Source organism: Thermolongibacillus altinsuensis (assembly GCF_004341205.1).
GTDB lineage: Bacteria > Bacillota > Bacilli > Bacillales > Anoxybacillaceae > Thermolongibacillus > Thermolongibacillus altinsuensis.
This window is the reverse complement of the sequence record NZ_SLUL01000011.1, coordinates 23,790-37,174: the sequence shown is the minus strand read 5'-3', so window position 1 is coordinate 37,174 and position 13,385 is coordinate 23,790. Positions and strand designations below refer to the sequence as shown.

The 13,385-nt window shown below is 36.3% G+C and carries 12 protein-coding genes and 1 pseudogene; all 13 read right to left on the bottom strand.

Annotated features, from left to right (window positions below; genetic code table 11):
- Positions 1-14: 14 nt before the first annotated feature.
- Positions 15-1,082 (bottom strand): CDP-glucose 4,6-dehydratase, encoded by a 1,068-nt coding sequence (gene rfbG / locus EDD69_RS10590; RefSeq protein WP_132948931.1) that lies wholly within the window; start codon positions 1,080-1,082, stop codon positions 15-17.
- A 5-nt stretch (positions 1,083-1,087) separates the two neighbouring features.
- A complete protein-coding gene (rfbF, locus tag EDD69_RS10585) occupies positions 1,088-1,864 on the bottom strand; it encodes a glucose-1-phosphate cytidylyltransferase (protein ID WP_132948930.1) in 777 nt (258 codons plus the stop codon).
- Positions 1,865-1,893: 29 nt separating this feature from the next.
- Positions 1,894-3,480, bottom strand: a complete 1,587-nt coding sequence (locus EDD69_RS10580) for a glycosyltransferase (protein ID WP_132948929.1) — start codon at positions 3,478-3,480, stop codon at positions 1,894-1,896.
- Positions 3,480-5,570 carry a glycosyltransferase gene (locus tag EDD69_RS10575; RefSeq protein ID WP_132948928.1) on the bottom strand — a complete coding sequence of 697 codons (2,091 nt, stop codon included), beginning with the start codon at positions 5,568-5,570 and terminating at the stop codon, positions 3,480-3,482. Before EDD69_RS10575 ends, EDD69_RS10580 begins: the two co-directional genes overlap by 1 nt.
- 13 nt (positions 5,571-5,583) lie before the next feature.
- Positions 5,584-7,509 (bottom strand): glycosyltransferase, encoded by a 1,926-nt coding sequence (locus tag EDD69_RS10570; protein WP_243643099.1) that lies wholly within the window; start codon positions 7,507-7,509, stop codon positions 5,584-5,586.
- A 116-nt stretch (positions 7,510-7,625) separates the two neighbouring features.
- Positions 7,626-7,742, bottom strand: a pseudogene (locus tag EDD69_RS15575) (flagellin); the annotation flags it as partial.
- Positions 7,743-8,088: 346 nt separating this feature from the next.
- Positions 8,089-8,802 carry a flagellin N-terminal helical domain-containing protein gene (locus EDD69_RS10560; protein WP_132948926.1) on the bottom strand — a complete coding sequence of 238 codons (714 nt, stop codon included), beginning with the start codon at positions 8,800-8,802 and terminating at the stop codon, positions 8,089-8,091.
- Between the two features lie 204 nt (positions 8,803-9,006).
- Complete coding sequence (gene csrA, locus EDD69_RS10555) at positions 9,007-9,240, bottom strand: carbon storage regulator CsrA (protein WP_132948925.1); 234 nt, start codon at positions 9,238-9,240, stop codon at positions 9,007-9,009.
- 15 nt (positions 9,241-9,255) lie between these two features.
- Positions 9,256-9,690: a flagellar assembly protein FliW gene (gene fliW / locus EDD69_RS10550; protein WP_132948924.1), complete on the bottom strand. Its 435-nt coding sequence runs from the start codon at positions 9,688-9,690 to the stop codon at positions 9,256-9,258.
- Between the two features lie 17 nt (positions 9,691-9,707).
- Entirely contained in the window at positions 9,708-10,298 is a 591-nt protein-coding gene (locus EDD69_RS10545) for a DUF6470 family protein (protein ID WP_132948923.1), read from the bottom strand.
- A 48-nt stretch (positions 10,299-10,346) separates the two neighbouring features.
- Positions 10,347-11,252, bottom strand: coding sequence for a flagellar hook-associated protein FlgL (gene flgL / locus EDD69_RS10540; protein WP_132948922.1), 906 nt, complete (start codon positions 11,250-11,252; stop codon positions 10,347-10,349).
- Between the two features lie 10 nt (positions 11,253-11,262).
- A complete protein-coding gene (flgK, locus tag EDD69_RS10535; RefSeq protein WP_132948921.1) occupies positions 11,263-12,870 on the bottom strand; it encodes a flagellar hook-associated protein FlgK in 1,608 nt (535 codons plus the stop codon).
- Between the two features lie 24 nt (positions 12,871-12,894).
- The gene (locus EDD69_RS10530; RefSeq protein ID WP_132948920.1) at positions 12,895-13,377 is read right to left on the bottom strand and encodes a flagellar protein FlgN; all 483 of its coding nucleotides are present in this window, start codon (positions 13,375-13,377) and stop codon (positions 12,895-12,897) included.
- Between the last annotated feature and the right edge of the window lie 8 nt (positions 13,378-13,385).

The following is a 13,385-nucleotide window of genomic DNA, read 5'->3' as shown; positions in this document are numbered from 1 at the left end:
TTCTCACCTTCTATTTAGTTGTTCATGTATTCTTCGATTTGCTTAAAGCATATTGTTGCAATGTCTTCATCTCTTATATAAGCTTCAAGCCATTTCATTGTCATGTCTAAAGCTCTTTCAATTTGCCATTTTGGCTGCCAATTTAACCGATTTTTAGCTTTAGCCCAGTCAAGCCTTAAGTATGTTGCCTCACGAAATTGCTTTTCATCTTCGATAACTTTATAGTCTATTTCATTTTTCCATATTTTACTGATATATTGAACAATCCACTCAACTGTTCGATTATCTTCTTTTGGTCCAAAATTCCATGCCTCGCCATAATCAGGTCCATACTCGTACAAGTATTCTGCAAGAATTAAATATCCACTTAAAGGTTCTAAAACATGCTGCCAAGGGCGAATAGCCTTTGGATTCCTTATCACAAGCGTTTCCTTATTAAGAATAGCCCTAAAACAGTCTGGTATAAGCCTTTCTTTTGCCCAATCTCCCCCTCCGATAACATTTCCTGCTCTTGCAGAAGCAAGGGCAACCCCATGTTTAGCATACTGTTTAGGTGAAAAGAACGAATTGCGATAAGCGTTTGTTACAAACTCTGAACATGCTTTACTATTAGAATACGGATCTTTGCCACCTAGCGCATCGTTTTCTCTATATGACCAAAGCCATTCATGATTTTCATAACACTTATCTGTAGTAACATTGACAACAGCTCTTACACAATCACATTTCCTAACAGAATCTAATAAATGAACTGTTCCCATCACATTGATAGAGTAAGTATCAACCGGATTTCGATAAGATTCTCTTACTAATGGCTGAGCAGCTAAGTGTATAACAATGTCTGGTTTTGCTTGCAAGAGACAAGTTTGAAGTTTCTCATAATCACGGACATCGCCAAAATAAGAATCAACCATCTGATCCGTTTTACATAAATAAAAAAGAGAATTTTCCTCATCAGGTGGTAAAGCATATCCGGTAACATGAGCCCCTAATTTTGTCAACCATAGAGATAGCCAAGTTCCTTTAAACCCTGTATGTCCTGTAATAAATACCTTTTTTCCTTTCCAAAAATCGTAATACATATTTATCAACCCCAAACTTTCCAAGGTGCTTTACCGCTATCCCATAACTCCTCTAAATGTTTTTTATCACGAAGAGTATCCATTGGATGCCAAAAATCATAATGTTTGTACGCAATAAGCTGATTATCAAACGCTAAATTTTGTAACGGTTCTAATTCAAGAACAGTATTATCATCTTTTAAATAATCAAACACTTCCGGTTCAAACACAAAGAAGCCCGCATTAATCCAGTGCCCATCCCCTTTTGGTTTTTCATGAAAACCGAGAACCTCATTTTTTTCAGATAAACTAAGTGCTCCGAACCTTCCAGCAGGCTGAACAGAGGTAACAGTCGCGTATTTTCCGTGTTCTTTATGATAAGACACTAACTCTTGAATATTCACGTTAGATACACCGTCTCCGTATGTAACCAAAAATGTTTCGTTCCCAATATAGTTTTGTATTCTTTTAATTCGTCCACCTGTCATTGTGTTAATTCCTGTGTTTACAAGGGTAACTTTCCATGGCTCTGCTGAATGATTGTGTATGATTTGTTGATTATTATTTCTAAAATCGAAGGTTACATCCGACTCATGTAAAAAGTAATGAGCAAAATATTCTTTAATATAATAACCTTTGTAACCCAGACAAATAATAAAATCATTAAACCCATAATAAGAATATAGTTTCATAATATGCCAAAGTATAGGTTTTCCCCCAATTTCAACCATAGGTTTCGGTCTTAAATGTGACTCTTCGCTAATACGAGTACCGAATCCACCTGCTAAAATTACAACCTTCATTATTCAAGTACTCCTTTTCTAAAATGATTCTAATGTTGCATCTCTTCATATTTGATTCTTTCAAAAATGGATTTTGCTGTTACGAAATACGGTTCATCTTTGTAATACTCAACAAATATATCGTCAAAATAGTCAAGACTCACAGGTGGTTTATTACGCAAAATGTAGCGATACCAATAGAAAATCGTAGTTTCCAACATTTTTTTCTTCTCCTGTTTAATTGTTTCCTCAGTTAAAAATTTCACCGAATTGTCACCTTTAAAATAGTGTAAAATATCTAAGTAATTTTTAATAAATACTTCTCCATAATTGTAGCCAATAATATCATTGCCCTCTTGTGTAAAAATAGCATCTCGAATGATACAAAAATGCGGATTTTGTTGCAAAATTTTATACTGTATATATACTTGATTAATAAAGCTTCCTATAAACAAAGTAGGGTTTTTAATATTTAAATAATATTCTTTCTTAAACATAATAGAAGATATAAAAGTTGAATAAATCGATGTTTCTTTTAAATATTGATCCAACCCTTTGCCAAAAGTTACATCTTTTTTATCATTTAAAACATCAATGAAAAAAAGCGAACATTGTGGATTATTGGTTACAATATTAAGTAATCTACATAATGAATCTTGCTTAAAGTAGTCGTCATCTCCATGTAACAAAATATAAGTTCCTGAAGCTTGGTTAAGTGCATTAATAATATTTCGCTCCGAACCTAAATTCTGCTCATTCCTAACATACTTAATGTTTTTATATTTTTTAGAATAAAATCGGACGATTTCTTGAGTGGAATCTGTAGAAGCGTTATCCGATACAATAATCTCAACACGCTCATCATTTATTTGAGAAACAATAGAAATAATGCTTTTCTCAATTTCTTTTTGGCGATTATAAGTCGGAATACAAATTGAAATAATAGGTTTCATAATTTTATCAAAATTTAAACTTTTAGATAATAAATACTCTCGACAAAATATTTCTCGATCATAGTCGTAATCATCTTTTAAATGAATAATCCCACAATCATGCACACACCAAGGTTCAGACTGACTGGGCACAACCACTTTATATCCTTTTCTTATAAACTCCAAGCTATGCGATGCATCATAAAAATGCCATCCTTTGAATAAATCCTCTCTCCATTGGAGATCATATTGAGTAATCATTATTAATCCGTCTATAACCTGAACTTCTGAAAATTCTGCTTCTATGTCTGTAAATTTCAATAATTCCATTTTACCGTTATGATTATCATAAACTTTACCAACTTTTTTTTCACTTTCCCACCAAATACCATTAAAAGGTACGGATTGTGATCCAACAACACCAATCATTCCAACTTCGGAATATTTTTGAAAAATGTCTAAAATATCTATAATAAAATTTTTGTTAACTATAAACACATCCTGATGCAAATACACTTTATACTTTGCATCAGTCTTCCTCATTCCTTGGTTGTACCCTGAAGTAATACTTGAAGCACCTTCGATAGCAATAAATTCAATTTCATATCCCTTTGGCACATGAAGAGATTTTACATAACGAACAGATTCTTCATATAAAGCTCGATTATTAACACAATAAATAAACGCAATTTTTTTGTCATTCATCACAAAGACTCTCCTCTTGCAACCCTTAATAAATCTAATACTTGTTCGTCAGGTTGCTGAATTTGCTGTAAAAATCTTTCTGCCAATTCGTTTTCTCCATAATATAACAATACATAACCGAGATTATAGAGAGTATCCTCGTTAGCTTTATCGAGTTCATAAGCTGCTTGCAAATACGGTAATACTTGCTCATGAAGTCCCTGCTCAAAACAGATAATGGCTATCGATTGCAATACTTTGATTTTGTCAATGATACTTGTATTTATCACTTCTTTAATTAATTGTTCTTCTATTTCATTTTGCGTAAGTTTATGAACAATCATCTGTTTTGTTTCTTCTAAATCTATGTCGAATTCTAGTCGGCGCAATAAAAATTTTAGCTCTTGAATCTTTTTTAATGGTCTTTCATTTATTTCTTCAAATAATTTTTGTACTTCATCATCCGGATTCTTAATTAGAGAAAGATATCGGTTAGCTAATTCTTTCTCTCCATATGCATTTAACACAAACGCTAAGTTATAAAGAGTATCCGTATTATCTGGTTCTTCCTCAAAAGCAGCTTGCAGATAAGGAAGAACGTGTTCATGATTTCCTGCCGCAAAATTTTCAATAGCAATTTTATTAAGCATGGTAACAGATGAATGATAATTTTCTTTAACTGTAGTAATAATGTGTTCCATTGGATAATGATTTAACTCTTCTAATACTTTTGAGTCATTACTTTGTTCCGAAGCTAATTTATTTAGTAAAGACAAAAGTTGCCCATTCTCTAATTGACCAGAAACTAAAAAGTAGCTTGATTCTAACATCGGGCGAATAGCATCGCCACGCACAGCAATAAGTTTATTGATAAATTGCTGTTGATCATCGCTAATAAAAGGTTTTAAGCCAGATATTGAAACTTTAAAACCAGCATTCTTTAGTAAATTTTTAATTTGTGAAAAACTATACATGTTACATTTCTCACAAGGATTATGACCATTTAACAAATCTTGAATCACTAGATAGTGGCCAATATTAGGAACTTTAGCAATAAATATCCCATTTTTCTTAAGATGTTCTTTAACAAATTTTAATAACGATTCATCTATCTTAAAGTCATTATCATTATCACTAAATAAAATGACATCAAACTTTCTTTCCCGTATCTCCTCATCCTCAAAACTGCTAGTAACTCTAGCAAATCGGCTGGCTTCTTCAATTGAAAAGGGATTGTTCTCTATACCATATAATTGTGCTAAAGGATATTCATGTTTCACTTTTAATAAAGTGCCACCCGATCCGCAACCAATGTGGAGAACTTGAATGGCTTTTTCTTTAGAAGCAGTAATCAACTCAACCATTTCGTGCTCAATTCTGTATGAATTTACATCTGTCCCCCATTTTTCCTTAAATTTTTTTTCGTTTTCAGGCAAAACTCTGTTAAATGTATCTGCATACTTTTCCCAGGATACACTCCCATAGTGATGAATAAACGTATCTTTACAAAGCATTAAACGGTATCCTGCTTTACGCAAACGAACAGAATAATCATCATCCTCGAAATTCCCTGGTGTAAACCGTTCATCAAGTAAACCGACTTTATCAACCGCTTCTTTTTTAATCAGCATGCAAAAACCAATGAGTTTTAACCGTTCTTCCCATTTATTAGGATCTGATACATTATAACTTGCAGCAAATTGATGCATTTCATCAATCGACGTATAGTTTACAGGAATGGTTGAATAATAAGCCGCCGAATTAGTTACTGGTCCTACTGCTCCAATATCATCAGAGCTATATAAACATGTCAATAAATTATCCAACCAATTTTTCGTGACTATCGTATCATTGTTTAAAAGAAGAATGTTTTCCCCCGTCGCAATCTCAATTCCTTGATTACATCCTTTTGGAAAACCTAGATTTTCATTATTGAAGATTACCTTCAAGTTATTTTGTTGTTTTAACCACTCTACCGTACCATCAGTAGAGTGGTTATCAACGATAATAATTTCGTAACTTCCTTCTTTTGTATATTTATCAATACTTTCTATGCACTGTTTTGTATAATCCAATTGATTGTGAGTGAGAATGATAATACTAGTTTTCATGTAAGTCTCCCTCTTAATTCCCCTGTTGCATCAACCATTTACTATCAGGGTAAATATTTTTTGCTTTTTCCAATATATTGTTTCTTTCCGACGTCATTCCGTTTAGTTTCATTAACTCTAATACATATTTATATAATCGAAAATCGTTATGACCAAAATTAATTCCTAATAATCCGTACTGGATCGCCTCTGTAATTTGGTTTCTGATTGCTAATCCTTCGATAATATTTGCAAAACCTTGCGCATCTAAATCATTAAAATCCTCAACACTTTGATAAAAGTCCAGAGCGACCTCAATAAATTCATAACGATGAAGCAGATGACCGAGATAAAGATTAATTTTATTTTCAAACTTATCTTTTAGGGATATTAATTGTTCGAATAAATCATACTTTTTAAGCTGGAGCGTTCGTTCAATCAGCTGCAAATAAAAAGTCTGTTCTGGGATATGATCTGTTTCATTTATGATAAATAATAAAAATTCTTTTTCTTTTTCATCACGAACAATATGGATTAACAGCCGAATAACCTCTGATTTTCCAGCGCCTAGGGAAGCAATTAAAATATCATATAAATCTAAACAACCATTCTTTATATAAGTTTCTAACGAATATAAAGAACCGCTCATTAATTGTTTAATCGCTTCTTCGTATTCCCCTTTTATAATATTTAGCTTAATTTGAAATCCTTTTCTAAGTGTCTCTTCTTTTAACTTGGAAATATAATATTCAGCAACCGTTTCCAGACCTAGGCTAAGGACAATTCTTAACAGCAGTGATATATCTCTTTCATTAATAAACCAATTTCTTTTTTCTAGGAATTGGATAATCTCATCTTCAGAATGAAATTTAGCCAATAACCCTAAAACATTATATAACGCTTCATAGCTTTTATTATTTATAGACAACGCACTAGTATAATGACGAACAGCCTCTTGGATATTTCCTTTATATTTGTAAATATGCCCAAGTAAAATGTGCGGATCATACTCTAAATACTCGATGCTCTTTATAAATTTTTGATATTTATGTTTATTGTTTACTAACTCTGTTAAAACTTCTAAGGCATCATCGTATCTATGCTGCAGGTAGTAAATTTCACCTCTTAAATATTTAAAATCTGGAGTCTCACTGTAAATATTCTCAGCATCACTTATCACATTCAAAGCATCATGAAATCTTTCTAAATATTTCAAACACAAAATAATTTGAACAACACACATAGAAACCCAGTTAAACCTAAAGTCGGGCTTCAACTTATAGGCCTTTAAATAATATTTTAACGCCTCCTCAACTTCTGCTTTGGAAATATATTCATTAGCTAGATTGAAGTAATCAAATCCACTTTCAGAAGAACTTAGCTCTTTTTCAAGCAACGGTGCATTTCGATCATGCTTATTCTTTTCTTTAACAGTTTGAACCATATATCCCGAATGATAAATAATAAAAGGAATTGATTCCGTTATTAGACCTTCTTCCCCCTCTTTTTTGAGCTGTTCATGAATCGAACGGTAATAAGAAATATTCGGAGCGTTTCGATATATTCTTGTACTATTGTGCTGAAGAACACGCTCTCCATACGTCCCCATAAAGTTATAGATTGTTACATCATAACCATCTATATCTTCTTTTGAGTTTTTTAATATCGTTATTAATTGTTGCAAACTTTCCCTATCAACATACTCATCTGCATCAAGAACCAAGATCCATTCTCCATTCGCCTGCTTCTGTGCGTAATTTCGGGCATCTGCAAAGCTATTTGTCCACTCAAATTCATATATTTTATCTACATACTTTAGAGCAATTTCTTTTGTAGAATCAGTTGAGCCAGTATCAACAATAACGATTTCATCAACAATACCATATACAGAATCAAGACAACGTTTTAGTACTTTTTCTTCATTTTTCACAATCATACATAACGATAATAACGGTTTCATGGTACACATCCTTTTTTTAATTAACTCGCTTAAAAAAATATCGTGTCATTCTTATCGTCGGAAAGACACGATACTTTTTTAAACGTCCCTCTTCTAAGAAGAGGGACTTGATTATATTAGCGAAGTAATTGAAGAACTGCTTGTGGCTGCTGATTTGCTTGAGCCAACATCGCTTGTGCTGCTTGAGTAAGGATGTTATTCTTCGTGAACTCCATCATTTCTTTGGCCATCGTGCCACCCTCACTTTCGTGTAGGGACAAGACTACATCTTCACCCTCAGCTTTACCTGTTAGGGGCCGGGCGCTTCGGATGATACAGGACGATGGAGGAATCCTGTCCACCCTACGGACTTCATCGCCATAGCTTCTCGCCTTAGGCGGTATGTCCTAGTCGTTGAACCTTCTCCACCCTTTCGGGACAGGAGCTTGGCTGCTGGTTGCCCAATCCTTTGACTTCTCAAGCCATCACGCTTGCCGTTTCCAGCTACGTTGTGGCGTCAAAGGCTCTAAGGGGTTTCCAGCAATTCACCCGGTGATACTCCTAGCCGTTTCCAGCTAGGACGACTGTGCCTGTCGCTGCTTAGGCAACTAAGGCATAATCAACGTCACGGATACGAGATTCAGCAGCTGTTAAGTTTTCTGCAGATGTTCCTAAGTTATTAATTGTGTGCTCTAAACGGTTTTGATATGCACCAAGTTTAGAACGTTCTTTAGATACTGCACTAATTGCACTATCAATAGATGCAATAGCTTGGCTAGCTAGTGAGTTTGAACCAACAGATATACCGGAAATCGTAAGTGACGAAGCGTTCATTGTATTAATAGACAACGTAATGATTTGGTTATCGTTTGCACCTACTTGGAATGTAGCACTGAAACCACCGTTTAATAACTTTTTCGTGTTAAATTCTGTAGTATTAGCAATGCGGTCAATTTCAGACAGCAATTGGTTTAACTCGTCTTGGATGTTGTCGCGGTCTGCAGTAGTATTTGTGTCGTTCGCACCTTGAACCGCTAACTCACGCATGCGTTGCAGGATTGCATGAGTCTCGTTTAATGCCCCTTCTGCTGTTTGGATTAACGAGATTGCGTCTTGTGAGTTCTTCGCAGCCATTTCCAATCCACGAATTTGCCCGCGCATTTTTTCCGAGATCGCAAGACCTGCCGCGTCGTCGCCAGCGCGGTTAATACGAAGACCAGAAGAAAGTTTTTCCATGTTTTTTGCTGCTTGCGTATTGTTGAACGCTAATTGACGATATGTGTTCAACGCTGAAATATTGTGATTAATTCTCATATCCTTTTCCTCCTTGAAATTTTTTCTTCCACATCCTTGTGGAATGATAGATTTGCGGATAGGAAGAAAGTCGGCCGCCTTTCGTCTCTATCCTGCTTCCACTTTTATTATCGTCAGTAAATTATCCTTGTTTAATACTTTTATAGAATTTTTTTATAAAAAATTGTCCATTTTTGTATAAAAACAAAAATCCCTCTAGTTTTGTTAGAGGGATCGTTTTATTTGTTCATTTAATTTTTGTAGTAAATTTTTAGAGGCGAGAGACGCTTCACTATTCTCTTTTTGAATGGCGAGATAAACTTCTTTCCGATGAATTTCGACGTGTTTCGGCGCGTTGATGCCAAGCTTCACTTGATCGCCTTGGATGGAGAGGATGGTGATTTCGATGTCATCACCGATTTGAATCGCTTCTTTTAGTTTGCGTGTTAAAACAAGCATCTGCTCCCGCCTCCTTTATTTCGTCACTTTTTCTGGAAAGAGACGATGTTTCGTTTTGTACGGTGTGTTTGTTAAAATTACCTGTTTGCCGAGTTTCTTTTCATAGTTCAACACAATCGGCGCTTGCAAGTTGGCGGTTGTATTGTCAAACGGATCGGCAACAGTGAGAATGACATATACCGCGACTTCTCTTTCCGAAGACAGCTGCAGTTGGGCAACTGACTGCTCATCAAGCTCGAAGTCATAATCTTTAAAATATGTAAATGGATCAATCATCACAAAACCAAGTGATGGCGTTTTAACTGATTGTAAAATAACAAACGGGCTATCCTCAATCGTCAATAAGACAAATTGTTTTTCGTCTAAGAAACCAGGAATGCCATACACGAAATCAAAAATATCTTTTTCATTAATTTCAACTTCACCATGATATTTTGTGCTAATTTTCATCATTTCACACCTTTTTATTAAATTGAAATTTCAAAATTAGTACCAACAAATCGTAAGTTGACGAAATCAATTTTTAACGAATTGCGCTGCGCAAGATCGATCGTCACTTTTCCAGGTGTATAGTTGATAATCGGCTTGTTTATTTTTGTGCTATTAATCGGTTTATTGACTTTGACATCTATGTGCACTTTCGCTGGTTCAAAATGCGTTTTTACACTGAAGAGAGAAGGAATCCAGCCAATATTGAAATCATATATTGGATCCTCACCGTTTTCTTTTGCCTGCTCGGCGATCGGATTACCGCCGTCTTCAATCCTCATTAATTCATCGCCCTGTCGAGACACGCGGGCAATGCCTTCCAACCAGTCTTCATAACCTTGTTGTGCAAATTCTTCAATACGGCGGAAAATATGTTTCAAATCCATATCTTCCCATGCTTTCGTTTGGTCAATGGTTAGTTTGGCTGGTGTCGTTTCAATCTTCATTTCCGTCGGAGGTTGATGCAGGTCAAGCTCGGCTGGCGGCTGTTTAATTTCCTGCACAGGCGGCGTTGTCTCGATCGCGATTTTTGCAAAGGTAGATTGTAAACGAATTTGCGGCAGCTGCATATTTCATTCCCTCCTAGAGGAAAAGCTATCTTGTCCTCACAAGATAGCTTAACGTAAAAAGTCAAGAAGCGTCGGTTGAATAATGCGGGCACCGACACCTAGCGCAGCGCGATGCACGCTTTCTTGCGTTTTTAAATCGGTGATCACACGTTCAATGTCAGCATCTTCGTTATCCGATAAAATGCGGTTGGCGATGACTTCCTGTTGGTCAATTCTTTCTTCCATTAACTCAATTCGATTCAAACGAGCACCCAATTCTGCACGAGCGTTAAGCAAATTATTAATATGCTGATCAATATAACCAAGGTATTGGCTTATATCTTTTCCTGATTTTGTCGCATCATTTAAGTCATTATTTAAAAATTCTAAATCACTAAATAATCCTTTTCCTTTTGCCGTATTGTCGTAATTAAATACTTTTGTCGGATTGACGTTTACTGGAATATAAATCCCTTTTGATAATTCAATTTTTACCTCACTAGTATTATTTGATGTAACCGGAGAAGCCTGGGTTAAATCAACAGGCTTTGTAAGTGTATCAGTTCCATTAAAAATGTATTTATCTCCAACTTTTGTGTTTGCAATCGAAACGAGATGGTCTGTCAGCTGCTGAACCTCTTGCGCAATCGCTGCACGTTGGCTCGATTCATACGTATCGTTGCTCGCTTGTACCACAAGCTCGCGAATGCGTTGTAGTGTTTGCGTCGCTTTATCAAGCGCTGCATCTGAGTTTTCAATCCAATTGTATGCTTCGGAGAAGTTTCGTTTATACTGTTCAACTTCCGTTAGGTTCGTGCGATATACCATTCCTTTCATCGCGATAACTGGATCATCGGAAGGACGATTAATTTTTTTCCCTGTTGCCAGTTGATCTTGATATTTGCCTAGTCGCGCATAACTGGCACTTAAGTTTCTAAGCATATTCCCTGTTAACATTCCTTGCGTTACGCGCATCTTAGTTCACCTACCTTCCTACAATGCCCATACCGTTAATAATTTTATCGAGCATTTCATCGATGGCAGTAATTTGACGTGCCGCTGCGTTGTATGCATGTTGAAATTTAATCATGTTTGTCATTTCCTCATCAAGCGAGACAGAGCTGACTGATTGGCGACGCTCTTCTACGGATTGCCGCAACACTTCGCTGTTGTTTTTCATACGTTCCGCTTGTTGTCCATCCACACCAAGCTTTCCAATCCAACCCTCGTAGTTAGATTTAATTGTACCACTCGTTAAAGGAAGTGTAGATAAGTTTACAGTTATATTATCTAATAATGTTACTGCTCCAGAAGATAAAGAAGATAAAAGTATTTGTCCAACACTTGCTAAGTTAAGAGCATTGTTTCCATTTCCCGGTTTGCCATCCGTTGATGCCGCAATTTTCGAAAGATCGTCGATTACTGGTGATAAATTAATGTTCTTAGCAGCATCTGTAGCTGTTAATCCAACGAAAAAATTAACATTTGTACTGCCATCCACCCCTTTTCCCTTTTTATGAACCTCATTAAATATCGTACCAAACGTATACGCTAGATTATCTAGATTGTTAATCATCTCTGGATAAATGCCTTTTACATTTCCTGAAGCATCTTTATAACCAAACGATTCAATCAATCCTAGTAATTTTCCAGATGGAAACGATGTGATTGAAATGGAAACACCGCCTATTTGCACATTGCCAATATCACTTGTCGGAGTTTCTTTAACACCATCTCCGTCAATATCGCTTCCGATTCCATTTGGAAGAGAAAATGCATTCGTATTATTTCCTTGAACCAAGTAAATTTTTTGGTTGTTACTATCTAAAATCGGATTCCCATTACTATCCACTAGATAAATATTATACGTTCCTTCAGCAATCTTTAACGCATTTCCGCCGCTTGAAACTTTCTCAACCTGCACGTTCACTAATTTTGACAGTTCGTCAACCAAACGATCGCGTTCATCGTATAAATCATTTGGCAAATAGCCGTTCGGCTCGACTTCGCTGATTTGCTGGTTGATTTGGCTGATTTGTTTTGCCAGAGAGTTAATTTCTGTAATTGTTACACCGATTTCGTGTCCTAAATCCTTTTTAATTTGCGATAACGAGTCATGTAAATAATGAAACGTTTCAACAACCGCCAACCCGCGTTGACGAACGACCGAACGCGCCCCTTCATTTTCCGGATTCACGCTTAAATCTTGCAACGATTGCCAAAATTGATCCATCGTTTTCGCTAAACCGCTGTCTGATGGCTCGTTCATGATATCTTCCATTTTTTTTAGGGCATCTGCTCGCGCTTCCCAGTATCCAAGCTTGTTATTTTCCCCGCGATATTGAATATCTAAAAAGCTTTCACGCACCCGCTCAATGGAACCTGCTTGGACTCCCGTCCCCATTTGTCCCGGAATTTGCGGACGGTTCATCGAAGCCGGCGGATATGGTTCTGTTTGCACAAAATTAACGCGTTGGCGCGAATAACCAGGTGTATTCGCATTGGCAATATTATGTCCGGTTACATATAACGCTGATTGCTGCGTAAACATGCCTCGTTTGGCTACTTCTAAGCCATGAAACGTTGATCGCATCACATTTTCCCCCAATGCTTTAAACTAAGCTTTTGAATCGAATAACGAGCGGCTACCTTCATAGGAAGATGGCGCCATGTTTGGTTTTCTGTAATTCACTTCTTTCGGCTGTGGCATGATCATATCCAATGTCATGTTGACAAACTGCAACGATTGCTGAAGAAGCTGTTGATTTAATTCATTCACGTTTTTAAGTTCGGCAACAACCGCCGCCAAATTGTCTCGCAATCTTTCTAAAGCTGAACGTTCTGGTTCGTCCACTCGTTCCATACATGCTGTTAACGTCCGCTCGTCCTCCTTGCCCACCATCGCTTCAACAACACGAATCCGCTCCCGCTCAACTTGATTAATGGCCGCAATATACGTTTGTTCTTCTTTCATCATTTCGCTGAGGGCTTCCATGTCGCCTTTCTTTAACGCTTCCGTTTTCTTCTTTGCTAACTCCAACAAGCCTTTATGCAGTTTCACATGCTTTTCTAGCAGCTTTATCAATTTTTTGGCATACAATCCAATCT